Source organism: Ralstonia flatus, from assembly GCF_958439105.1.
Classification (GTDB): Bacteria; Pseudomonadota; Gammaproteobacteria; order Burkholderiales; family Burkholderiaceae; genus Ralstonia; species Ralstonia flatus.
This window is the reverse complement of record NZ_CAUDLI010000008.1, coordinates 1-24,119: the sequence shown is the minus strand read 5'-3', so window position 1 is coordinate 24,119 and position 24,119 is coordinate 1. Positions and strand designations below refer to the sequence as shown.

The 24,119-nt window shown below is 64.2% G+C and carries 13 protein-coding genes and 4 tRNA genes; all 17 read right to left on the bottom strand.

Features of this window, described 5'->3' with window-relative positions:
- Positions 1-1,731, bottom strand: coding sequence for a YfaQ family protein (locus R2676_RS17785; RefSeq protein ID WP_316857418.1), 1,731 nt, complete (start codon positions 1,729-1,731; stop codon positions 1-3).
- Positions 1,732-1,737: 6 nt separating this feature from the next.
- Positions 1,738-6,522 (bottom strand): alpha-2-macroglobulin family protein, encoded by a 4,785-nt coding sequence (locus tag R2676_RS17780; RefSeq protein WP_206274141.1) that lies wholly within the window; start codon positions 6,520-6,522, stop codon positions 1,738-1,740.
- 8 nt (positions 6,523-6,530) lie between these two features.
- On the bottom strand, positions 6,531-7,235 hold the full coding sequence (locus R2676_RS17775) for a DUF1175 domain-containing protein (RefSeq protein ID WP_062739625.1): 705 nt from the start codon (positions 7,233-7,235) through the stop codon (positions 6,531-6,533).
- Positions 7,232-9,088, bottom strand: coding sequence for a DUF2138 domain-containing protein (locus R2676_RS17770; protein WP_206274142.1), 1,857 nt, complete (start codon positions 9,086-9,088; stop codon positions 7,232-7,234). The genes R2676_RS17775 and R2676_RS17770 overlap by 4 nt, the downstream gene beginning before the upstream one ends.
- Positions 9,089-9,347: 259 nt before the next feature.
- Positions 9,348-13,577 (bottom strand): DNA-directed RNA polymerase subunit beta', encoded by a 4,230-nt coding sequence (gene rpoC, locus R2676_RS17765; RefSeq protein ID WP_009241878.1) that lies wholly within the window; start codon positions 13,575-13,577, stop codon positions 9,348-9,350.
- Positions 13,578-13,704: 127 nt separating this feature from the next.
- Complete coding sequence (gene rpoB, locus R2676_RS17760) at positions 13,705-17,811, bottom strand: DNA-directed RNA polymerase subunit beta (protein ID WP_065859624.1); 4,107 nt, start codon at positions 17,809-17,811, stop codon at positions 13,705-13,707.
- Between the two features lie 449 nt (positions 17,812-18,260).
- Complete coding sequence (gene rplL / locus R2676_RS17755; protein WP_004634456.1) at positions 18,261-18,635, bottom strand: 50S ribosomal protein L7/L12; 375 nt, start codon at positions 18,633-18,635, stop codon at positions 18,261-18,263.
- A 66-nt stretch (positions 18,636-18,701) separates the two neighbouring features.
- Complete coding sequence (rplJ, locus tag R2676_RS17750) at positions 18,702-19,208, bottom strand: 50S ribosomal protein L10 (RefSeq protein ID WP_004634455.1); 507 nt, start codon at positions 19,206-19,208, stop codon at positions 18,702-18,704.
- A 376-nt stretch (positions 19,209-19,584) separates the two neighbouring features.
- The gene (rplA, locus tag R2676_RS17745; protein WP_027680286.1) at positions 19,585-20,280 is read right to left on the bottom strand and encodes a 50S ribosomal protein L1; all 696 of its coding nucleotides are present in this window, start codon (positions 20,278-20,280) and stop codon (positions 19,585-19,587) included.
- Positions 20,281-20,282: 2 nt separating this feature from the next.
- A complete protein-coding gene (gene rplK / locus R2676_RS17740) occupies positions 20,283-20,714 on the bottom strand; it encodes a 50S ribosomal protein L11 (RefSeq protein ID WP_004634453.1) in 432 nt (143 codons plus the stop codon).
- Between the two features lie 176 nt (positions 20,715-20,890).
- Positions 20,891-21,475, bottom strand: coding sequence for a transcription termination/antitermination protein NusG (nusG, locus tag R2676_RS17735; protein WP_004634452.1), 585 nt, complete (start codon positions 21,473-21,475; stop codon positions 20,891-20,893).
- A gap of 12 nt (positions 21,476-21,487) precedes the next feature.
- Positions 21,488-21,868 (bottom strand): preprotein translocase subunit SecE, encoded by a 381-nt coding sequence (gene secE / locus R2676_RS17730; RefSeq protein ID WP_015855766.1) that lies wholly within the window; start codon positions 21,866-21,868, stop codon positions 21,488-21,490.
- A gap of 59 nt (positions 21,869-21,927) precedes the next feature.
- Positions 21,928-22,003: transfer RNA gene (locus R2676_RS17725), tRNA-Trp, on the bottom strand.
- An 89-nt stretch (positions 22,004-22,092) separates the two neighbouring features.
- Positions 22,093-23,283: an elongation factor Tu gene (gene tuf, locus R2676_RS17720; RefSeq protein ID WP_015855767.1), complete on the bottom strand. Its 1,191-nt coding sequence runs from the start codon at positions 23,281-23,283 to the stop codon at positions 22,093-22,095.
- Between the two features lie 43 nt (positions 23,284-23,326).
- Positions 23,327-23,401 (bottom strand) — tRNA-Thr (locus R2676_RS17715).
- Between the two features lie 19 nt (positions 23,402-23,420).
- A tRNA-Gly gene (locus R2676_RS17710) sits at positions 23,421-23,494 on the bottom strand.
- A 56-nt stretch (positions 23,495-23,550) separates the two neighbouring features.
- Positions 23,551-23,636: transfer RNA gene (locus R2676_RS17705), tRNA-Tyr, on the bottom strand.
- Positions 23,637-24,119: the final 483 nt, after the last annotated feature.

The window sequence follows — 24,119 nt, the reverse complement described above, 5'->3', positions numbered from 1 at the left end:
TCACAGCAAACCCTCCCCTCGGATCAGGCGACGCGCCATCGCCTCGACAAACTGTTCGTCCTGCCCGCGCGGGTGGCGCGCAAAGGCAAGGTGCAGATATTCGTGCGTCAGCGCGATGCGGTCTTCCTCGGTCGCGAGCCGGTGCACGTAGAGCCGGTTGCGGCGTGCATCAGCGTACGGCCGGCCCTCGTGCACGACGCACACGGCGGGCAGCGGCGGCGCCTCGTAGCCTGGCTCGGCAGCCAGGCGGGCCGACCAACCCGGCGCGCGCGCCTGCAGCCACTGCTGCGCACCCGCCACCGGCGCGCAATCGCCCGCCACCGGGCTCTGGAACGACGTGAGCGTCGCCTGCGGCCACCACTGCGCGAGGATCGCGTCGAACCCCTGGCCGCGTTGCGCGGCGGCGCGCGCCGCGGTCCAGCTCATCTGGCCGCGCGCGCTGATGGTGCCGTGGTACTGCACGGACTGGCCGGTCAGGACGAGCGCGTCGGTAAATTCGGCTGCGTTGCGCGCAGCGGCCTGCGGCGGGCGCGGCAGCACGCGCTGCGTGCGCGAGCTGTCGGCGATGCGGTAGCAGCCCTTGTCACGCGAGGCGTGCTGCACGAGGTAGCTGCGCGCCGCCACGGCCAACGCACGCGCGGCCTGGGGCTCGGCAAGCTCGCCTTCGCGCTCGACCACGCGCGCGACGTAATCGTTCATGCCCAGACGACCGGTAATGACGGGCACGTTGTTCGGGCGCGCGAGCGTCAACTCGCCCCGGCTCTCGATCGGCAGCGTGTTGCCGTTGACGAAGCGCACGGCGTAGCGGCCTTCCAGGCGACCGGCGGCGACCGGCTTGCCGCTGGCGTCGCGCACCTCGCGAATCGGATAGCGCGCAAAGAAGTCCACCACGACACAGGCATCGTCGTCGGGCACGGGCGTCTGTTCGATCAGCGGCGTCAAGCGCGGTGCGGCAGCGGCCAGCACCTGGTTGCTCGACCCGGCACCGCCGAGCCAGACGGGCGTGCCGTCGGCCAGCCAGCCCGCTGCCCCGCCGATCGACGCCCCGGGCCGCTGCGGGTCGGGCATGGTCCAGGTCTTGGCGCGCAGCAGACCGCCGAAGTCCGACACCGTGCCCTCGCCACGCCCGACGGTCAGCACAGAGACGAGCGTTTGCGCAGCCGTTTCGCGCCCATCGGCCGGAACGCTGCGCAGCGCGGCGAGCAGATCGGCGACCGGCACGCGATGCGTCGGCTGCATGGCACGCAGCTCGCGCAGCCACGTGGGCGACCCGGCTTGCTGCCAGAAGCGCCGCCAATCCGCGCGGTCCAGCCCGAGACGCGCCGGTTCGAAATAACGTCCGCACGACTGGATGAGCGCGCGCTCGCGGTCGATGCTGTTGCCGGCGGTGCAGCAGTAGACCTCTTCGGGGTCGTTACCGTGGCACGTGTAGTCGGGCGTGCTGAGGCGGCGCGAGACGAGGTAGCTGTAGACGAAAAGCTTCCAGACGCTGCCGAGCGGTGTTTCGGTGTCGCGCGGCAACGCGGTGGCTTGCGGCACGCCGCCGGCCGGGTCAGCGCTGAACTGCCAGAGCTTGGCGTCGTCGCCCTGCAACGCGGCATATTTCAGTGGCGGAATCGGCTGGCCAACCGGCGCGGCGATGGCGTGCCCAGCCTGCCCGCCAAGCGCGCACGCGCCGCCAGCCCAGAGCAGGCCGGTCAGCACACCACGCGCGAGCAGGCGGGAAAGCATCGCCGATCACTCCACCTTGAACGGATAGCTGGCCGTCTTGCCGTCGCCCTGGAAGGCCTTGGCTTCCGGCTGGTACATGCGGAAGTAGCGCACCGGCGGCAGCGCAAAGCGGCCCGGCAGCGAGAAGCGCACCAGCTGGCGCAGCACGGTCGGGCGCTCCAGCGCGGGCACCGGCTGGTTGTACGAGAGCTGGCCCATTTCATACGCGGCCTTGCGCTCGAACGCCTGCGCGCCGTTGCCTTCGTTCGGCTCACCCTTCAGCCCGTCGATCTGGATGCCCCACGTGGTGGCTTCCACTTCGGCGCCCGGCGGCAGCGGCACCTCGACCAGGCCGTAGCGGTACGTGCCCTGACGCGGCGTCAGCACGACCTCGTCGACGTAGAGCGCATTGCTGTCGAGCGTGTCGCCCGGCTTGACCGGCTTGGCGGTAAAGGCGATGCCGCTGCTGCTGGCGTCGGCCGCCGGCTGCTTGGGCGCCTTCGGGTCTGGCTTGGCCGGTGCCGAATCGATCGGCTCCAGACGGTACAGCTTGCGCTCCACCGTGATCGGCAGCTTGGAGGCCTCGGCCGCGCGGCTGCGGTACGAGACGATGGCCGATTGCGTGGTCACATCGGTCGGCGCCGTCGTCAGGTCCAGCGCGGCGGGGGCTTGCGCGCCGGTCCAGCGCCACGTCGGCACACCGACCGGCGAGCGCGTCGCCTGCCAGCCGCCCGCCGAGACGGCCGGCTGGATGGTGGCAACGCCGGCGCCTTGCAGGCCGCCCAAACCCTTCTGCAGCCAGACCAGCGCCACCGCACGGTCCATCGTCGGCATGGCGGCGCTGGCGCGGGCCAGCAGCGGTGCCGGGTCGGCAGCCGAGCGGCCACCGCCCATCAGCAGCAGGCTTTGCACCAGCGGGGAATTGTCGGCAGCCAACGCGTTGCGCGCCGCGATGTCAGCGGAGACCAGCGCTTCCGGCACCGGCTGGCCGACTTGGCGCATCAGCTGTGCCGTCAGCACCGTCGCCACCTGACGGCCGCGCGGCGAATCCGGCGACACGAAGATCAGGCTGTCGCCCGCGGCGGGGTCGGCGTCGGCCGACGCCTTGGCGGCCTTGCCGCCGCTGGGTGCAAGCTCGTTCGCCACGCCCGACAGCGGCGTCGCCACGGGCAAGCCCATCTCGTTGGCAAACCACAGCGCCAGCGCGCGGTGCAGCAGCGGCTCGTTCTGGCTGGTGCGCTTGTAGGCTTCGAGCACCTGCTTCCAGTTGTCTGCCGGCAGGCTGATGCCGACCGAGCGGCTGGCGAGCCAATCCGCGTAATAGGCATATGACGTGATCAGCGCGCTGCTGGTGGTCAGCACGCCCCACCAGCCGAAGGTGCCGTTGGTGCCCGCCAGCAGTGCCAGACGCTGGCGTTGCGTGCGCAGCAGCGCGTCGACGCCCTGGGTGCCGGCCGGGCCGCCGTCGCCGAGGCGCGTGCCAGTGGCCGCCAGACTCTGCTGGGCCAGTGCCAGCGGGATCAGGCGGCTGGCGGTTTGCTCCGCGCACCCATACGGATATTCGATCAGATCATCCGCCACACGAGCAAACTGGCTGGCCGTGTTGCCGACCACGCGCAGACGCACGTCGCGCGCATCGGCGGGCAGGCCCAGCGGCAGGCGCGTGCCTTGCAACTGCGTAAGCGGGACGACGTTTTCCCGGTCCGCCAGCCAGCCGGTCGCATCCAGCTTGAGCGTGGTCTGCAGGCGGTCCGACACCTTGTCGTCCTGCTTCAGCTCGGCATTGACCACACCCGCCTGCAGCGTCGTGACGGGCGCGCGCAGGTAGTTGGCGCCGCGCTTGAGCGTCACGCGCTGGTTGATGTTCAGGCCAGCACCCGAGACGATCCAGTCGGCGGTGATGTCCTTGTCGGTCTGGTTGAAGGCGACCATGTCCAGGCGCGGCTGATCGCTTTCGCGGAAGCGCTGCGGGCCGGTCCACTTGAGGTACAGCGGCTTGTCGGAGCGGATGCTCGCCGTGCGCTGGCCAACGATGCCGTCCGATGCGCCGGTCGTGGACACCGCGCGCACCGTGATGCGCCAGCGCGCCAGCGAATCCGGCATCTTGAAGGTCATGCGCGCACGGCCATCGGCGCCGGTCTGCAGGTTGGCGACCCAGGCAGCGGTGTCCTTCTCGTCGCGGCGCGGGCGTTCGAGCACCTTCACGCCGCGCTCGTTGTGACGGCCATACGTGCCGCCCGGTTTGCCCGGCAGCGAGGCGAGCGCCAGGTCGTAGCTGATGAAACTCTGGCTCGACGTGGTGCGCACGCTGTTGCGGCGCGGGTGATAGAAGAAGTCGACGATGCTCGGCGCCACTTCAGGCTGCAGCACGTAGATCATTTCGTCGACCACCGAGACGGTCAGGTTGGCCGGCACAGGCTTACCCGCCAGCGCGCTGGTCAGGTCCAGCGTGACGGTCTCGCCCGGCGCGTAGACGGCCTTGTCCGCATGCACGCCCAGGTCCAGCGTCGGTTGCGTGACGACGATGCCGGCGTTTTGGAACACCATGTCGCCGTCGCGCACGTACAGCACCGAGAACGTCATGTTGGGCGCGAACTCTGCACCGATCTTGATGCGCGCGCGGTACTGCGACGGCGTGACCTTCTGCAGGCTCAGCCATTCGCCACCGCGCGTGAGCAGCGCGTGGCGCTCGACCTTGTCGCGCTCGAGCGTGAGCAGCGCGTCGTCCACCGGCAGGGGAAACGTGATCAGCGCTTCGGCCGTGTCGCCAATCTGGTAGCGATCGCGGTCGAACACCATCTCGATGTTGCCCGGCACGGTCTGCACGCCGTCGCCGGCCACCCAGTGGCTCGATGCGGCGAGCAGGTTGCCAGCAGCATCACGCACCGACAGCGTGTACGAACCCGGCTGGTCGAACTTGACCGGGAACGTGGCGTTGCCCTTGGCATCCGGGGCGAGCGTGCCTTCGGTGCGTGTACGCGTTTCCAGGCGCACCAGGTCCCACTTCGCGGGCGGCGCGCTCGCACCGCTTGCGCCACCCACCACCGGCATCGGCGTGAGCGTGAACGACACGTTCTGCCCCGGCGTGGTGAAGTTCGACGTGGTCGACAGCTTGTACGGTGTCGCGCCACGGGCGATCAGCAATTCGCGCGTGACCTTCACGCGGTACGCCGCGCCATCGTTGGCAAACACGGTCACGACGTAGCGACTCGGTTCCTTGGCGGCGGGCAGCTCCAGCTTGGCGTTGCCGTCGCCATCGGTGACAAGCTCCTGCTGCTCCAGCTTGACGGGGAACAGGCCCGCGTAACGCAGCTCGCCTTCCACCATCGTCACCTGCTGCGCGCGCAGGCTGACCGACACCTTGCCGTTCTTGACCGGCTTGCCGTCCGGATAGCGCAGGCTGATCTTGCCCTTGACCGCTTCGCCCGTGCCGTAGCTGGCCTTGTCGAGCGACAGGTTCACGTCAAAGTGCGGCTTGATGTATTCAGCCACGCGGAAGGCGCCGCCGTAGGTGCCGCCGTTGTAGTCGAAGCGCAGCGAGTAGCCGCCGGCCGGCGCGTTGGACGGCAGCGTAAAGCGCGCGTCAGCGCCCGTCTCGCCCGTCAGGCGCGTGGTCGTCGTAGCCACCGGCGCGCCGTTCGGGTCGAGCACTTGCAGCTTGATGTCGCCGGCCGCCGGCACCGTCGATTCGGTCGCGTTCTTGAAATTGCGGCCGATGAACTTGACGCTCACTTCGTCGCCCGGCCGATACAGCGGGCGATCGGTGAAGGCGTACAGCTTGGTGTTGTAGATCTCGCTGTCGTAATAGAAATTCTCGGAGATGAACACCCCGCCCGCGCGGTCGCTGCCGATCACGTAGCTGCGTTCAGGCGACACGTGACGCAGATCGGCCGTGCCGTCCGCTTCGGTGGTGCCGGAGGCCAGCACGCCTACCCCGTCGGTCCAGTTCACCGATGCACCGCTGACCGGCTTGCCGCTCTTGCGCTCGGCCGTCCACACCATCATCCCTTGCGACGTGCCCTTGGTGACGGCCACGGTGTCCGACACGAATAGCAGCGTGTGCGCACGGTACGCCCCAATCACGGCTTCAACGATGTACAGACCCGCCGGCAGCTTGCCGACCGGGATCATCACGTTGCCGGCGTTCTGCGGCATCCATTCGCTGCTGCTGCCTTCGAGCTTCACGTCCTTGGGCGGCGCGATCGGCTTGGCATCCCAGATCGGGTAGCGGAAGCGGCCCAGCAGCTCGTAGCCCTTGAGCGGCGCGTATTGCGGGTTGTTCGAGAAGCGCGTGGGCGCGGTCATCTGGTCGCCCATGCTGAACTGCGGCGCGGTCTCCACGGCCTTGCTGCGTGTGGCGAACGACAACACGCGCTGCCAGGCACGGCGGGCTTGGCGCGTCCAGTTGTCCCACAGATAGGCGAGCGTGTTGGCCAGGCCTTCGCCCGTGTAGTTGGCCTTGACGTCGATGCGGTGCAGGTTCTTCTGCGCCTTCAGAAACTCCAGCGGCTGCGGCACGCGGTAGACGAGGATGTCTGCGCCGCCGTAGCGGGAGAGTTCGTCCTTGTATTCGCGGCCCGGGGCTTCGAGGCGGACCAGCGCTTCCTGATCGGTGCCGTAGCTCGCATCCGAGAGCAGGAAGAACGGCTGCCCCTTGATCGGCTCGTAGCCGCTGCCCGGTACGTCGAACAGCGTTGGGTTCGGCCCTTCCGGCGCGTCAGCCGCGTGCGCTGCGGGCACCGAAGCGACCAACGCCAGCACCGTCACGCAGACGGCGGCAACGAGATTGAACGACAGCCAACGGTTGCGCATGAGTTTTTCTACCGTGTCAAAAAGGCCAGACGAAACACGCCGATGAAGTTGGGGTTGCCGCTCTGCGGCTGCCAGCGCGAGTCTTTCCATTGCATCAGTTCAGAAACCGGGACCGCGCGCAGGCCGTTGTCGGTGCGGGTGACGGTGCCGGTGTGGTAAGCGATGTAGCGATCCATCCAGATCATCAGATGCTGGTCGTCGCCTTGATCGAAGAAGAGCAGATCGCCCGGGAGCGCCTGATTGACGTCCTTGGCGATGAAGCGGCTGTTCTGCTGGATGAGCCCCAGCGCCGAGACATACGCGCCGGTGCTGCCATCGAAGCGTGCCCACCGCTGCGTGAGCGTGCGCTGGGCGGGCGTGAGATTCAGCTCGGGCGGCAGTTGCCGTGTGGATTCCGCATCGCGCATGCCGTTGGCGCGCAGCCAGCGGGCGTCGTGGGGGCGCAGCGCCTCGCCGGCGGCAAAGCGCACGAGGCCGGCGCAGTCGCGGTGCGTCCAGCGCGGCGTCGGGCCTTGGCGGAGCTGCTCGTTGACGATGCGAACGAACCACGCGCGAAACACGCTCGATTGGTCCGCCGTAAGGGCATCGGCATCCGCCGGAGCCGTGTCGGCCCAGCCCGACAGCGCATGTACAGACGGAGCGAGCAGGCAGGCGCCAGCCGCCGTCAACCAACGGCGGCGGTTCAACGCGGCGGCCTGGGCGCGCAACGTCATTGCTGCGTGCTGGCGTTGTCTTCGGAGGCGGGCGCCCCAGCCGCTGTGGCCGGCGCATCGGCCGATGGGGCTTGCGCTGCCGTTGCGTCAGCTGGCGGCGGCGTACCATCTCCGCCGGCCGGCAGGCCGCGTCCGCTCGACAGCCACGTCACCGGCACCCAGCCGCGCGCCGACGGCACACCGCCATCCAGCGCCAGCGACACGGGCGCGTATCGCGACAACGCCTTGAGCTTCGGAAACAGATGCGTCTGCGCAGCGTTCAGGAACACCGCTTCCTGATCGGCGGGCAGCGCGGCACCGGCTTCGCGGCGAACGAGCGGCGCGAGCGACGCGGGCGTCATCGTCAGGACGATGCGATCGGTCTTGTCCTTCGGCAGGCTATCTGCCACGGCGGGGAAGCGCTTGGCGAGCACCGCCAGGGCGTCTTCAACGAGGCGCGCGTCCGGCGAGAACACGACCACATCGCCGGCAATGGCCAGCGTGACCGGGAAGTAGCGATCCGCCGACAGCTGCGCCGCAAACGGTGCGCCAGCCGATTGCGCCGTACCGTAGCGCGCGCTGACCGGGCGCTGCCACAGCGTGGCGTTGGCGGGCCCTTGCTTTGTCGTCACCGGCAGGCGCTTGTACGGACCGGACTTGTCGTCGGCCTGCGCCTTGGCTTCGTACGAACCGACAATCTGGCCGAACAGCGCGCCGAGCGCCGGCTTGACCGCCTCGGCCTGCGACGCCGATGCCAGCTTCGCCACGAACAACGGCGCCACCAGCGACGACTTGCCGTACCAGCACGCAGCCGCCGGGCCCGCAAATGCATCGCCGACATGCGCGGCGGCGTCGCTGATTTCCTTGGCGTCGCCCGCCACGGACTTCAGCAGCGTGCCGGCGGCCTTCCAGTCGACCGGCAGCGTCGCGCACGCGGCAGGGTCAGACGGCTGCGCGCGCCAGAGCCCGGCATTGTCCCACTTGGCAGAAAGCCGGGCCGGGTCGATGAGTGCGGCGCTCTGCCAGCCATTGCCCCCGCCGTCTTTGCCCGCACCGAAGTCGAAACGCAGCGCCTCAATGCCGGGGAAGTATTGCTGATAACCGAACGACAGATAGTTGGCGCTCACCACAACGTGATGGCCCGTCGGTTCCTGCGCGGGCAGCGCGTACGCCGTGCCTTGCACATTGCGCTTGCCGGCATCGTCGGAGAACAGCGCCGCCAGCGCGTTCGCCTGCTTGGAGATCGGCTTGCCGTCCTTGTCCAGCAGCATGCCGGGCTCGGACAGCGCGATCAGCCGGTCGCCCTTGCTGGCAATCAGGATCGAACGCGTGGCTGAAAGCCTGAGCGCATAGACCGGCGCGCCCGAATCGCCCAGCCCATCGGCGACCTTGCTGAGCTGCGCATCGCTCGTCGCTACGGTGGCGACGGCTTCCAGCGCCTTGGCCAGGCCGTTACGCTGCATCGAGAGCACCCAGTAGCGCAGCTTGTCGTCCGGGCCGCGCCACAGCATCACGCGCGCGGGCTCGTCAAACACGTGCTTGAGCACGGTCTCGGCCAGGTCGAGCTTCTGCTCGTACGCGAGGCGGCGTAGCGCACCGGCCACCGAGAGGCGGTCTTCGTTGCCTTCGTAATAGGCGACGAAATCTTCGGTCAGCACGTCGCGCAGCAGCGGCACACGCAGCACGTCGCGCGGCAGTTGCGACAGGCTCTGGCTGTCGATGAGGGCGTCGGGATAGGTCAGGTCGAGCTGGACCTGGCGGGCGTGCAGCGCGCGCGTGCGGCCAAACGGGTGCCAGACCATCTGCACCACCGCCGCGCCGGCAACGACCAGGGCGACCGCACCAACGGCGATCTGCTTGCGTGTGAGCTTCATGGAGGAATCGTCGGCAAGACTGGAGGGGCCGGCGACTTGCTGGAACCTGCTCCGCTGGAGGGCGCGCAGATTGTAAAAAGTGCCGGTCTATAACCGCGAAATCATAGCGGTTGGCATGTTAAGGCGGGTTAACGTTTCGAGAAATTCGGAATCGGGCAACGCCGGTGTTGCATGGCGTCTGCACACGGCGCCTGGCCAAAATGCGGGCAAAAAAAAGCCCGGCACGTGGCCGGGCTTTGATGGTGTTGCAAGCGATCGCTTACGCGTCGCCTTCTTGCTGAACGGCAGGCGTTTCGAAGATCGAAGCGGCTTCTTCTTCGGCAATCGCTGCAGCGCGGTCGCGGTCGGCCACTTCCTTCGCCTTGCGGGCGCGGTGGTAGGCCAGGCCGGTACCGGCCGGGATCAGACGGCCAACGATGACGTTTTCCTTCAGACCACGCAGGTCGTCGACCTTGCCCATGATGGCGGCTTCGGTCAGCACGCGCGTGGTTTCCTGGAACGACGCCGCCGAGATGAAGCTGTCGGTCGACAACGATGCCTTCGTAATACCCAGCAACAGGTTTTCGTAGGTCGCCGGACGCTTGCCCAGCGCGATCACCTTGTCGTTCTCGTCGAGCAGGTCCGAACGCTCCACCTGTTCACCCGGGATGAAGCGGGTGTCGCCGGTATCGACGATCTGCACGCGGCGCAGCATCTGACGAACAATCACTTCGATGTGCTTGTCGTTGATCTTCACGCCTTGCAGACGGTACACGTCCTGCACTTCGTCGACGATGTAGGTCGCCAGTTCTTCCACGCCCTTCAGACGCAGGATGTCGTGCGGGTCGGCCGGGCCTTCGACGATCATTTCGCCCTTGTTGACCACCTGGCCGTCGTGCACCAGCACCTGCTTTTCCTTGGCGATCAGGAACTCGTGGGCATTGCCGTCGAGATCCGTAATCACCAGGCGCTGCTTGCCCTTGGTGTCCTTACCGAACGAAACCGTACCGGTGACTTCCGCCAGCACGGCGGCGTCCTTCGGCGAACGGGCCTCGAACAGCTCGGCCACACGCGGCAGACCACCGGTAATGTCACGCGTCTTCTGCGATTCGGTCGGGATACGTGCGAGCACTTCACCCACATGCACTTGCTGACCGTCCTTCACGGTGATCAGCGCGCCCACCTGGAAGCCGATGGTCACGGAGTGGTCCGTGCCCGGGATCTTCACTTCGGCGCCCGACGAGTCGAGCAGCTTCACCTGCGGACGGATGCCCTTCGTGGCAGCGGTACGACGCTTCGCATCGATCACCACCAGCGTCGACAGACCGGTCACTTCGTCCATCTGCTTGGCGACGGTCACGCCTTCTTCGACGTTCTCGAACTTGATGGTGCCCGAGTACTCCGAAATGATCGGACGCGTCAGCGGATCCCACGTAGCGAGCTGCGTGCCGGCCTTGATCGACTGACCATCCTTGACCAGCAGCGTCGCGCCGTACGTGATCTTGTGGCGCTCACGCTCACGGCCGTGGTCGTCGGTGATCAGCGCTTCGCCCGAACGCGAGATGACGATCTGCTCGCCCTTCGCGTTGGTGACGTAACGCATGGTCGCCGTGAAACGCACGGTACCGGTTGCCTTCGCTTCCACGCTCGATGCCACTGCCGCACGCGATGCCGCACCACCGATGTGGAACGTACGCATCGTCAGCTGCGTGCCCGGCTCACCGATCGATTGGGCAGCGATCACACCGACTGCTTCACCCGAGTTCACCAGCACACCGCGGCCGAGATCGCGACCGTAGCACTTGGCGCACAGGCCGTAACGCGTGTCGCAGGACAGCGGCGTGCGGACCTTCACTTCGTCCACGCCGAGCGCGTCGATCAGGTCGACCATGTCTTCGTCGAGCAGCGTGCCGGCTTCGATCGCGGTTTCCTGCGTTTCCGGATTCACCACATCGTTGACGACCACGCGGCCGAGGATACGGTCGCGCAGGGCTTCGATCACTTCACCGCCTTCGACCAGGGCCTTCATGGCCACGCCGTTGGAGGTGCCGCAATCGTCTTCCACCACCACCAGATCCTGCGTCACGTCGACCAGACGACGGGTCAGGTAACCCGAGTTCGCGGTCTTCAGTGCCGTATCCGCCAGACCCTTACGTGCACCGTGGGTCGAGATGAAGTACTGCAGAACGTTCAGGCCTTCGCGGAAGTTCGCGGTAATCGGCGTCTCGATAATCGAGCCGTCCGGCTTGGCCATCAGGCCACGCATACCGGCGAGCTGCCGGATCTGCGCTGCGGAACCCCGTGCGCCCGAGTCGGCCATCATGTAGATGGAGTTGAACGACTCTTGCTTGACGGTGTTGCCGTTGCGGTCGACCACGTCTTCGGTCTGGAGCTGCTCCATCATCGCCTTGCCCACCTGGTCGCCGGCGGCGCCCCAGATGTCCACGACGTTGTTGTAACGCTCCTGGTCCGTCACCAGACCCGACATGTACTGCTTGTCGTATTCCTTCACCTTGGCGGCGGCCTCGGAGATGATCTTCTCCTTGGCCGGCGGCACCAGCATGTCGTCGATGGCGATCGAGATACCGGCACGCGTTGCCAGGCGGAAGCCCGACTGCAGCAGCTTGTCAGCGAAGATCACGGTTTCGCGCAGACCGCACTTGCGGAATGCCGTGTTGATCAGGCGCGAAATTTCCTTCTTCTTCAGCGGCTTGTTCAGCACCGAGAACGGCAGACCCTTCGGCAGGATCTCCGACAGGATCGCGCGGCCGACCGTGGTCGATTGCAGCGTGATCTTCGGTGCAAAACGGGCGTCGCCGTCGGCTTCCGGGTTCACCAGCTCATACTCGGTGATCCGCACGTTCACGCGCGAAGCCAGTTCGACTTCCTTGTTCTCGTAGGCGCGGATCACTTCCGAGATGTCAGCGAAGGTCATGCCCTCGCCCTTGCCGTTGATCTTGTCGCGGGTCGTGTAGTACAGACCCAGCACCACGTCTTGCGACGGCACGATCGACGGATCGCCGTTGGCCGGGAACAGCACGTTGTTCGACGCCAGCATCAGCGTGCGCGCTTCCATCTGCGCTTCGAGCGACAGCGGAACGTGAACAGCCATCTGGTCACCGTCGAAGTCGGCGTTGAACGCCGCGCAGACCAGCGGGTGCAGCTGGATGGCCTTGCCTTCGATGAGCACCGGCTCGAACGCCTGGATACCCAGACGGTGCAGCGTCGGCGCACGGTTCAGCATCACCGGGTGTTCGCGGATCACCTCTTCGAGGATGTCCCACACCACCGGCGTCTGGCTTTCCACTTCCTTCTTCGCCGCCTTGATCGTGGTGGCGATGCCCATCGTTTCCAGCTTGTGGAAGATGAACGGCTTGAACAGCTCGAGCGCCATCAGCTTGGGCAGGCCGCACTGATGCAGCTTCAGCGTCGGGCCCACCACGATGACCGAACGGCCCGAGTAGTCCACGCGCTTGCCCAGCAGGTTCTGACGGAAACGGCCGCCCTTACCCTTGATCATTTCAGCCAGCGACTTCAGCGGACGCTTGTTGGCGCCGGTCATCGCCTTGCCGCGACGGCCGTTGTCCAGCAGCGAGTCCACCGCTTCCTGCAGCATGCGCTTTTCGTTGCGCACGATGATCTCCGGCGCCTTCAGCTCGAGCAGACGCTTCAGACGGTTGTTCCGGTTGATCACGCGGCGATACAGGTCGTTCAGGTCCGACGTGGCGAAACGGCCGCCGTCCAGCGGCACCAGCGGACGCAGCTCGGGCGGCAGCACCGGCAGCACTTCGAGGATCATCCAGTCCGGCTTGATGCCCGAACGCTGGAATGCCTCGAGCACCTTCAGGCGCTTGGCGAACTTCTTGATCTTGGCTTCCGAGCCCGTCGCTTGCAGCTCGGCGCGGATCGTCTCGATCTGCTTCTCGATGTCGATGCCGCGCAGCAGCTCGCGAATGCCTTCGGCGCCCATCATGGCGACGAATTCGCCTTCGCCGTACTCGTCGCACTTGGCCAGGTAGTCGTCTTCCGACATGATCTGGCTCTTCTTGAGCGCGGTCATGCCCGGCTCAACCACGACGAATGCTTCGAAGTACAGCACGCGCTCGATGTCGCGCAACGTCATGTCGAGCACCATGCCCAGACGCGACGGCAGCGACTTCAGGAACCAGATGTGCGCGGTCGGCGCAGCCAGTTCAATGTGGCCCATGCGCTCACGGCGCACCTTGGCCAGCGTCACTTCAACGCCGCACTTCTCGCAGATCACGCCACGGTGCTTCAGGCGCTTGTACTTGCCGCACAGGCACTCGTAGTCCTTGATCGGGCCGAAGATCTTGGCGCAGAACAGACCGTCACGCTCGGGCTTGAACGTACGGTAGTTGATGGTCTCAGGCTTCTTGACTTCGCCGAACGACCACGAACGGATTTTCTCAGGCGACGCGAGGCCGATCTTGATCGCGTCAAACTGCTCTTCTTGCTGTACCTGACGGAATAGGTCGAGCAATGCTTTCATTCCAAACTCCTTGAGTTTGAGGCTGGCGCCTTGGTGTGACCCAAAGGCGCCGGCCCTAAATCTTCGTCAATGGCTGCTGTTACCAGGGCATGGCGACGTTGCCGCCACGCCCTCACCGCATCGGCGCTTAGTTGCGCTCGAGGTCGATGTCGATACCCAGCGAGCGGATTTCCTTCACCAGCACGTTGAACGATTCCGGCATGCCGGCATCGATCGAGTGCTCGCCCTTGACGATGTTCTCGTACACCTTGGTCCGGCCGTTCACGTCATCCGACTTCACGGTCAGCATTTCCTGCAGCACGTAAGACGCGCCGTACGCTTCGAGTGCCCACACTTCCATTTCACCGAAACGCTGGCCACCGAACTGGGCCTTACCGCCCAGCGGCTGCTGCGTCACCAGCGAGTACGGACCGGTCGAACGCGCGTGCATCTTGTCGTCGACCAAGTGGTGCAGCTTCAGCATGTGCATCACGCCAAGCGTGACCGGACGCTCGAAGGCTTCACCGGTGCGACCGTCGAACAGCGTGACCTGCTGCTTGGAAGCGGTCAGGCCCTTCTCCTTCGCGATGTCTTCCGGATAGGCGAGGTCCAGCATGCGGCGGATTTCATCCTCATGCGCACCATCGAACACCGGCGTCGCGAACGGCACGCCCTTCTTCAGGTTCTCGGCGAGCTCGAGGATTTCAGCGTCGGACAGGCTGTCCAGATCTTCAACCTTGCCGCTTTCGTTGTAGATCTGCTCCAGCAGCTTGCGGATCTCGGCAGCTTTGGCTTGCGCCTTGAGCATGTTGCCGATGCGCTCGCCCAGACCGCGCGCGGCCCAGCCCAGGTGGGTTTCGAGAATCTGACCCACGTTCATCCGCGAAGGCACGCCCAGCGGGTTCAGCACGATGTCGGCAGGTGTGCCGTCGGCCATGTAGGGCATGTCTTCGATCGGGGTGATCTTCGACACAACACCCTTGTTACCGTGACGACCAGCCATCTTGTCGCCAGGCTGCAGGCGACGCTTCACGGCCAGGTACACCTTGACCATCTTGATCACGCCCGGCGGCAGTTCGTCGCCTTGCGTGAGCTTCTTGCGCTTCTCTTCGAACGCGAGGTCGAAGTCGTGGCGCTTCTGCTCGATGGCGACCTTCACGGCTTCCAGCTGCAGTGCGACTTCGTCTTCTGCCGGGCGGATGTCGAACCAGTGCCACTTGTCCAGATCGGCCAGGTATTCCTTCGTGAGCGCGGTGCCCTTGGCCAGCTTCTTCGGGCCGCCGTTGGCAACCTTGCCCACCAGCAGACGCTCCAGACGCTGGAAGGCATCGCCTTCCACGATACGCAGCTGGTCGTTCAGGTCCAGGCGATAGCGCTTCAGTTCTTCGTCGATGATCGACTGGGCGCGCTTGTCACGCACCACGCCTTCACGCGTGAAGACCTGCACGTCGATCACGGTACCGCTCATGCCCGACGGCACGCGCAGCGAGGTGTCCTTCACGTCGGACGCCTTCTCACCGAAGATCGCACGCAGCAGCTTTTCTTCCGGCGTCAGCTGGGTCTCGCCCTTCGGCGTGACCTTGCCGACCAGCACGTCACCGGCTTCCACTTCCGCGCCGATGTACGTGATGCCCGACTCGTCCAGGCGAGCCAGTTGGGCTTCGGCCAGGTTCGAGATGTCGCGCGTGATTTCTTCCGGTCCGAGCTTGGTGTCGCGGGCAACGACCGACAGTTCCTCGATGTGGATCGAGGTGTAGCGGTCTTCAGCCACGACGCGCTCCGAGATCAGGATCGAATCTTCGAAGTTGTAGCCGTTCCAGGGCATGAACGCGACCAGCATGTTCTGGCCGAGCGCCAGCTCGCCCATGTCGGTCGAGGCGCCGTCAGCAATCACGTCGCCGCGGGCAACGATGTCGCCCACCTTGACCATCGGACGCTGGTTGATGTTCGTGTTCTGGTTCGAACGCGTGTACTTGATCAGGTTGTAGATGTCCACGCCGACTTCACCGGCCACGGCTTCGTCGTCGTTCACGCGGATCACCACGCGGTTCGCGTCAACATAGTCGACCACGCCGCCACGGGTTGCCTGCACGGCGGTACCCGAGTCCACTGCCACGGTGCGCTCGACGCCCGTACCCACGAGCGGCTTGTCCGCACGCAGGCAAGGCACGGCCTGACGCTGCATGTTTGCGCCCATCAGTGCACGGTTTGCATCATCGTGCTCGAGGAACGGCACCAGCGAGGCTGCAGCCGACACGATCTGCGACGGTGCCACGTCGATGTACTGCACGCGGTCCGGCGTGACCATACGGGTTTCACGCTCGCTGCCTTCACGCGCGGAGACCAGTTCGTCGATCAGGTTGCCGTCCTTGTCCAGCGTCGCGTTGGCCTGCGCCACCACGTACTTGCCTTCCTCGATGGCCGACAGGTAATCCACCTGGTCGGTCAGCTTGCCGTTTTCAACCTTGCGGTACGGCGTCTCGAGGAAGCCGTAGTCGTTCAGCTGTGCATACAGTGCCAGCGAGTTGATCAGACCAATGTTCGGACCTTCCGGCGTTTCGATCGGGCACACGCGGCCGTAGTGGGTCGGGTGCACGTCACGGACTTCAAAGCCTGCACGCTCGCGCGTCAGACCGCCCGGGCCCAGTGCCGAAATACGACGCTTGTGCGTGACTTCCGACAGCGGGTTGGTCTGGTCCATGAACTGCGACAGCTGCGACGAACCGAAGAACTCGCGAATCGCCGACGAAATCGGCTTCGAGTTGATCAGGTCGTGCGGCATCAGGTTTTCCGTCTCGGCCTGGCCCAGACGTTCCTTCACGGCACGCTCAACGCGCGACAGACCGGCGCGGAACTGGTTTTCCGCCAGTTCGCCGACGCAACGCACACGACGGTTGCCGAGGTGGTCGATATCGTCCACTTCGCCCTTGCCGTTACGCAGGTTCACGAGCAGCTTGATCGTGTCGAGGATGTCCTCGTCGGTCAGCACCATCGGGCCGGTACCGGTCGAGCGGTTCAGGCGGCTGTTGACCTTCATGCGGCCAACGCGCGACAGATCGTACGAGTCTTCGCTGTAGAACAGACGTTGGAACAGCGCTTCGACGGCGTCTTCGGTCGGCGGCTCGCCCGGGCGCATCATGCGGTAGATGGCGATACGCGCGGCGGTCTGGTCGGCCGTGTCGTCCGTGCGCAGCGTGGCCGACATGTACGGACCTTGATCCAGGTCGTTCGTGTACAGCGTCTGGATTTCCTTCACGCCGGCGTCGCGCAGCTTCTCGAGCACGCCTTCGGTCAGTTCGTCGTTGGCGTTGGCCAGGACTTCACCGGTATCCGGATCGACGATGTTCTTCGCCAGCACGCGGCCCAGCAGGTAGTCTTCGGGCACGCTGATCAGCTTGGTGCCAGCCGAGTCCAGGTCGCGGATGTGCTTGGCGTTGATGCGCTTGTCCTTCTCGACGACAACCTTGCCGTTCTTGTCGGAAATGTCGAAGCGAGCGACTTCACCGCGCAGACGCTCGGGCACGAATTCCATCAGTGCGCCTTCGGTCTTCAGCGTGAAGTTATCGAACACGAAGAAGTGCGCCAGGATCTGTTCCGGCGTCAGGCCGATCGACTTCAGCAGGATCGTCACCGGCATCTTGCGGCGGCGGTCAACGCGGAAGTACAGGATGTCCTTCGGGTCGAATTCAAAGTCGAGCCACGAGCCGCGGTACGGAATGATCCGCGCCGAGAACAGCAGCTTGCCCGAGCTGTGCGTCTTGCCCTTGTCGTGTTCGAAGAACACGCCCGGCGAACGGTGCAGCTGGGACACGATCACACGTTCCGTACCGTTGATCACGAACGAACCGGTGGACGTCATGAGCGGAATTTCGCCCATGTAGACTTCCTGCTCCTTGATCTCCTTGACCTTGGTGGGATTCTCGCGGTCGTTGATGATCAAGCGCACTTTTGCGCGCAGCGCCGAGTGGAAGGTCAGGCCACGCTGCTGACATTCCTTGACGTCAAACGGCGGGTTGGACAGGTGGTACGACACGAACTCCATGCGTGCCAGACCATTGTGCGACACGATGGGGAAAATGGCGTTGAACGCCGCTTGCAGACCTTCGCTCTTGCGTTGTGCAACAGGAGTGTTCTCCTGCAAGAACTGGGCATACGATTGAATCTGGGTGGCAAGCAGGAAGGGAACCTGATGAACCGTTGCGCGTTTCGCGAAACTCTTGCGAATACGCTTTTTCTCGGTAAAGCTGTACGCCATGGGATCTCCGAATCATCGCAAGTGCGCGCGACGGACTTAAGGCGATAAGGCACGCCTGACACTTGAGGTGTTCAGCGACTGGTGACGGGATTTGGCGGTTGGCCGCTACCAACCTCTGGCTGACGGTACTGCGCGCGCCGCCCGCACATGGGCCCATGGAGCCCATGCTACGGACGGGGGAGTACCCGACCAAACTTGCCTTCTGCAGTCGGTTCAGAAGACAAACATCAGCGGACTGCGAGCTGCCTAGTGTGCCACTGATGTTTGGCCTCTGCTGGCCTTGTCCAGGCCGGCTGCCGGAAAATCCGGCAAAGAGACTTCAACAATACTTACAGCGTGATTTCGGGATCGCTCAACAACCGGTCCCACAAGCGCAAAAAGGCTGGCGCCGGGAAATCTCCCTTTGCCAGCCTCTATCGCGTACCGGATGCGGCACGCGAGACTTGCACTTACTTGGCTTCGGCTTCCGCGCCGGCTTCCACCAGCTTCTTCACCAGCTCGTCGGCGGTCTTCTTGTCGACGCCTTCCTTCACGGGCTTCGGTGCGCCATCGACCAGGTCCTTGGCTTCCTTCAGGCCCAGGCCGGTGATTTCACGCACGGCCTTGATGACGCCAACCTTGTTCGCGCCGGCGCTCTTCAGCGTCACGGTGAATTCGGTTTGCTCTTCAGCAGCAGCAGCGCCACCAGCAGCAGCCGGACCGGCCACGGCCACGGCAGCAGCCGACACGCCAAACTTCTCTTCGAACGCCTTGACCAGGTCGTTCAGTTCCATCACGGACATCGCGCCAACGGCTTCCAGGATGTCGTCTTTGGTGATTGCCATTTGAATAACTCCAGAATGTGATTCGGTATCGATCGTGCGATCTGTACGCGGTGATGCGGCAGCCGATTAGGCCGCTGCAGCCTCGCCTTCGCCTTGCTTGGCAGCCAGGGCACCCAGGGCGCGGGCAAAGCCCGACACCGGCGCCTGCATGACGAACAGCAGCTTGCTGAGCAGTTCCTCGCGGCTCGGGATCGTTGCCAGCGCCTTCACGGCGTCGACGTCGAGAACCTTGCCATCGTACGAACCGGCGCGCAGCACCAGCTTGTCATTGCCCTTGGCGAAATCGTTCAGCACCTTGGCCGGGGCCACTGCGTCTTCGGAAATACCGTAGATCAGCGGGCCAGTCAGTTGCTCGGCGAGTTCGGCAAACGGCGTGCCTTCAACAGCGCGGCGTGCCAACGTGTTCTTCAGAACGCGCAGGTAGACGCCTTGCTGGCGCGCTTGCGCGCGCAGCTTGGTCAGATCGCCAACCGTGATACCGCGATATTCGGCGACGACGATGGTCGAGGCCTTGGCGACTTGCGCCGTTACCTCGGCCACGACGGCCTTCTTATCTTCGAGATTGAGTGCCACGGTTAAGCTCCAAAACGACTTCGGTTTCCGCAGTTACTGCGTTCACCTCGGTCAGTCCAAAAGTACGGCGTCCGATTGGCACAAATCACTTCGGCAATACCAAAGTCACTCATTCCCTTCGGGGGCGCCATCTGCGTTGGCCGAAACCCGCGCCCGTTTCCGGAGCGAGCTGCGATTAAGGTGTTGGCTCCAAGGAACCCCACACCGCCAACGGTCTTTGATAACCAGCGGCGTCGGCCTGCTTGCGCAGACGTCTGCCACTGCCCAAAGTCTTGTCCCTTAAGCTTCAAGGGTCCGCGCGGCCGAAGCCACGCGAGAGAAAACTGCTAACACCAGGATGGTTATCGGGCCACCCGGTGCGAATGATCGAGAGCGATCAGGCAGCCAGGGTCGCCTGGTCAACACGCACGCCCACGCCCATCGTCGACGAGACGGCGACCTTGCGCAGGTACACGCCCTTGCTCGACGCCGGCTTGGCCTTGGTCAGTGCGTCCAGCAGTGCAGCCAAGTTGCTCTTCAGCGCTGCCGGCTCGAACGAGCGGCGGCCGATGGTGGCGTGGATGATACCGGCCTTGTCGACACGGAATTGCACCTGACCAGCCTTGGCGTTCTTCACGGCCGTGGCAACGTCCGGCGTCACGGTGCCGACCTTCGGGTTCGGCATCAGGCCACGCGGGCCCAGGATCTGACCCAGCGTACCGACCACGCGCATCGTGTCCGGCGAAGCGATCACGACGTCGAAGTCCATCTTGCCGGCCTTGATCTGCTCGGCGAGGTCTTCCATGCCGACGATCTCAGCGCCAGCAGCCTTGGCTTGCTCGGCCTTGTCGCCTTGGGCGAACACGGCCACGCGCACCGACTTGCCGGTACCGGCAGGCAGCACCACCGAACCACGAACCACCTGGTCCGACTTCTTCGCATCGATGCCCAGTTGCACAGCCACGTCGATGGACTCATCGAACTTGGCGCTGGCACATTCCTGAACGAGGCTCAGTGCTTCGTCGATCGGGTAGAGCTTGGTACGTTCGACCTTGGCCTTGTTCGCGGCCGCACGCTTCGAAATCTTTGCCATGATTACAGGCCCTCCACCGTGATACCCATCGAACGGGCGCTACCGGCGATCGTGCGCACGGCGGCGTCCAGATCAGCTGCGGTAAGGTCAGCGTTCTTCGCCTTGGCGATTTCCTCTGCCTGAGCGCGGGTGATCTTGCCAACCTTGTCGGTATGCGGCTTGGCGGAACCCTTCTGAATACCGGCAGCCTTCTTGATGAGCACGGTCGCCGGCGGCGACTTCATCACGAAGGTGAAGCTCTTGTCGGCGAAGGCGGTGATCACCACCGGCACCGGCAGGCCCGGTTCCATACCTTGAGTCTGCGCGTTGAACGCCTTGCAGAACTCCATGATGTTCAGACCGCGCTGACCCAGGGCCGGGCCGACGGGCGGGGACGGGTTTGCTTTACCAGCCGGAATTTGCAGCTTGATAAAGCCAATAATTTTCTTGGCCATCTTGACTCCAATCCGGATTGCCTAGCTCAAACGACTATGGCAATCCTGTTGAGTGGTAACGCACCGGCGCAAGGCCGACGCTCCTCTGTTGGCGCAGGTGACTTTGTCACCGTTGCCCACCAAGTCCAACGGACCGGGCGATTGGCGCAGTGGCTTGCGCCACCACACCGAATTTCTTAAACCTTCTCGACCTGACCGAACTCAAGTTCGACTGGCGTGGCGCGCCCGAAGATCGTCACGGATACGCGCAGACGCGATTTCTCGTAGTTCACTTCTTCGACGTTGCCGTTGAAGTCGGTGAACGGGCCTTCCTTCACGCGCACCATTTCGCCCACTTCGAACAGCGTCTTGGGCCGCGGCTTCTCGACCCCTTCCTGGATCTGGGCCATGATCTTGTCGACTTCGCTCTTGGAAATCGGCGAGGGGCGATTGCCCGTACCACCAATGAAACCAGTCACCTTGGAAGTGTTCTTCACCAAGTGCCAGGTCTCGTCGGTCATTTCCATTTCGACAAAGACGTAGCCGGGGAACAGGCGGCGCTCCGTCACGGTCTTGCGACCGCTCTTGCTCTCCATCACCTCTTCCGACGGCACCAGAATCTGGCCGAACAGATGTTGCAGACCTTCGCGCTCGATGCGCTCCTGCAGCGCGCGTTGCACGCTTTTTTCCATGCCCGAATAGGCATGCACGACATACCAGCGCTTCTTCGAGGCCGGTGCGGACGAATCCGTGGACGTGTCGTTCGCTACGTTATCCGTCATGGCTTCACCCGATTATTTCCAGCCCAACACGAGCGAGAAAATCACCCACTCGATGAGCTTGTCCGCAGACCACAGGAACAGGGCCATGATCACGACGAACGCAAACACCAGACCGGTCATCTGCCCGGCTTCCTTGCGCGTCGGCCACACCACCTTGCGAACTTCGCGGTAGGACTCACGCGCGAACTCGATGAAGCCCTGCCCAGGTGCGGACACCAGCGCAACGCCCGCGCCCAGCACCAGCCCGCCGATCAGCGAGGCAGCACGGACATAGCTTGGCTGTTGCGCCAGCAAGTAAAAACCGATCACCCCAGCAACCAGCAGCAGGAACGCCAAGACCAGCAGCCATTTGCCGCTGGCGGTGTTGACGGTTTCGACGTTCGGATTGGCCATGTTTCCCAAACGAGACTAAGCCGCGTGGCGCGTTTTCCTGCGCGACGCGGCTGATGAATTGGCAGGGGCAGAGGGAATCGAACCCCCAACCTTCGGTTTTGGAGACCGACGCTCTGCCAGTTGAGCTATACCCCTAAAACAGCTTTGGGGTTGCCATTCCGGTCAACCCCACTCTGGCACTTCACGTGCGGCCGGTTGGCAGCCGCACGGAAGAGTTACAGCACTTACTCGATGATCTTAGCGACGACGCCGGCGCCGACGGTACGGCCGCCTTCACGGATAGCGAAGCGCAGACCTTCTTCCATGGCGATCGGAGCGATCAGCTTGACGGTGATCGACACGTTGTCGCCCGGCATAACCATTTCCTTGTCGGCCGGCAGCTCGATCGAGCCAGTCACGTCCGTCGTACGGAAGTAGAACTGCGGACGGTAGTTGTTGAAGAACGGCGTGTGACGGCCGCCTTCGTCCTTCGACAGGATGTAGACCTCGCCCGTGAAGTGCGTGTGCGGCTTGATCGAACCCGGCTTGCACAGCACTTGGCCGCGCTCGACGTCTTCGCGCTTCGTGCCGCGCAGCAGAATACCGACGTTGTCGCCTGCTTGACCTTGGTCCAGCAGCTTGCGGAACATTTCCACGCCCGTGCAGGTCGTCTTTTGCGTGGCCTTGATACCGACGATTTCCAGTTCTTCGCCAACCTTGACCACACCGCGCTCGATACGGCCGGTCACCACGGTGCCGCGGCCCGAGATCGAGAACACGTCTTCCACCGGCATCAGGAACGTACCGTCAACAGCGCGCTCCGGCGTCGGGATGTAGGTGTCCAGTGCGTCAGCCAAGTTCATGATGGCCACTTCGCCCAGTTCGCCCTTGTCGCCTTCCAGCGCCAGCTTGGCCGAACCCTTGACGATCGGGGTGTCGTCGCCCGGGAAGTCGTACTTCGACAGAAGTTCACGCACTTCCATCTCGACCAGCTCCAGCAGCTCGGCGTCGTCGACCATGTCGCACTTGTTCAGGAACACGACGATGTACGGCACGCCGACCTGACGGGCCAGCAGGATGTGCTCACGCGTTTGCGGCATCGGGCCGTCAGCAGCCGAGCACACCAGGATGGCGCCGTCCATCTGGGCGGCACCGGTAATCATGTTCTTGACGTAGTCGGCGTGGCCCGGGCAGTCAACGTGCGCGTAGTGGCGGTTGGCCGTTTCGTACTCGACGTGCGCGGTGTTGATCGTGATGCCGCGTGCCTTTTCTTCCGGCGCCGCGTCGATCTGGTCGTATGCCTTGGCGGCACCACCAAACTTGGTCGCCAGCACGGTCGTGATCGCTGCAGTCAGCGTCGTCTTGCCGTGGTCAACGTGACCAATCGTACCAACGTTCACGTGCGGCTTGGTCCGCTCGAACTTTTCCTTTGCCATGTCGCGACTCCTGTCTCGGTAGCGATTTGCGTTGGTGGATGCGTGGTGCCCATGGGCAGGATCGAACTGCCGACCTCTCCCTTACCAAGGGAGTGCTCTACCACTGAGCCACATGGGCAAAACTTGCGAACAGTGAATGGAGCGGGTGAAGGGAATCGAACCCTCGTCGTAAGCTTGGAAGGCTTCTGCTCTACCATTGAGCTACACCCGCCCGGGTTACTACTTCCCTTGCCGCCCGGCCTTGCGACCGAACTCACTGCTTAATTCTGGTGGAGAGGGTTGGATTCGAACCAACGTAGGCGTAAGCCAACAGATTTACAGTCTGCCCCCTTTAGCCACTCGGGCACCTCTCCGAAGAGAACTTGCGATTATGGGACCATCAGGCCACCCTGTCAAGCGTTGCTTGATGAAATCGCGAGATTTCGAGCATGGATGCTCTCATCCTTATACGGCGCACTACTTGCAGAGACCGGGGGCGATACGAGAACAGTCCGCCACGCGCGGGGGCGCGCCGCAAGAGCCTCAGATCGCTCCACAACGTCATGGAATATGCGCAGCAATGTAGCGAAGCAGGTCCTGGCACAGAGCGCCCCGCAGACTAGGCGGTCGCGCTGCGCGTCGCACAGCAAGACGCTCGTGGCCAGCCGCTCTTTGGGGCGCCGGGCTCAAACAGACATACGAACCGATTGAGCAACGGAGGCTCGTTCCGCGCCGCAATGAGCCGATCTGATTCACCGGACTGGGATGTGCCAGAGGGAGCTGGATCTCGGCGCCCCCAGCTGGCGATTCGATCGCCCAAAGGCAAACACCCCAGCTCTTGTGTAGAGCTGGGGTGT

What these genes read in the sequence shown, in the direction of transcription:
- R2676_RS17775 (WP_062739625.1), bottom strand. Translation starts at nt 7,235, where the DNA reads ATGACGTTGCGCGCCCAGGCCGCCGCGTTGAACCGCCGCCGTTGGTTG.
- R2676_RS17785 (WP_316857418.1), bottom strand. Translation starts at nt 1,731, where the DNA reads ATGCTTTCCCGCCTGCTCGCGCGTGGTGTGCTGACCGGCCTGCTCTGG.
- secE (WP_015855766.1), bottom strand. Translation starts at nt 21,868, where the DNA reads ATGGCCAATCCGAACGTCGAAACCGTCAACACCGCCAGCGGCAAATGG.
- rplK (WP_004634453.1), bottom strand. Translation starts at nt 20,714, where the DNA reads ATGGCCAAGAAAATTATTGGCTTTATCAAGCTGCAAATTCCGGCTGGT.
- tuf (WP_015855767.1), bottom strand. Translation starts at nt 23,283, where the DNA reads ATGGCAAAGGAAAAGTTCGAGCGGACCAAGCCGCACGTGAACGTTGGT.
- nusG (WP_004634452.1), bottom strand. Translation starts at nt 21,475, where the DNA reads ATGACGGATAACGTAGCGAACGACACGTCCACGGATTCGTCCGCACCG.
- rplA (WP_027680286.1), bottom strand. Translation starts at nt 20,280, where the DNA reads ATGGCAAAGATTTCGAAGCGTGCGGCCGCGAACAAGGCCAAGGTCGAA.
- R2676_RS17770 (WP_206274142.1), bottom strand. Translation starts at nt 9,088, where the DNA reads ATGAAGCTCACACGCAAGCAGATCGCCGTTGGTGCGGTCGCCCTGGTC.
- rplL (WP_004634456.1), bottom strand. Translation starts at nt 18,635, where the DNA reads ATGGCAATCACCAAAGACGACATCCTGGAAGCCGTTGGCGCGATGTCC.
- rpoC (WP_009241878.1), bottom strand. Translation starts at nt 13,577, where the DNA reads ATGAAAGCATTGCTCGACCTATTCCGTCAGGTACAGCAAGAAGAGCAG.
- R2676_RS17780 (WP_206274141.1), bottom strand. Translation starts at nt 6,522, where the DNA reads ATGCGCAACCGTTGGCTGTCGTTCAATCTCGTTGCCGCCGTCTGCGTG.
- rpoB (WP_065859624.1), bottom strand. Translation starts at nt 17,811, where the DNA reads ATGGCGTACAGCTTTACCGAGAAAAAGCGTATTCGCAAGAGTTTCGCG.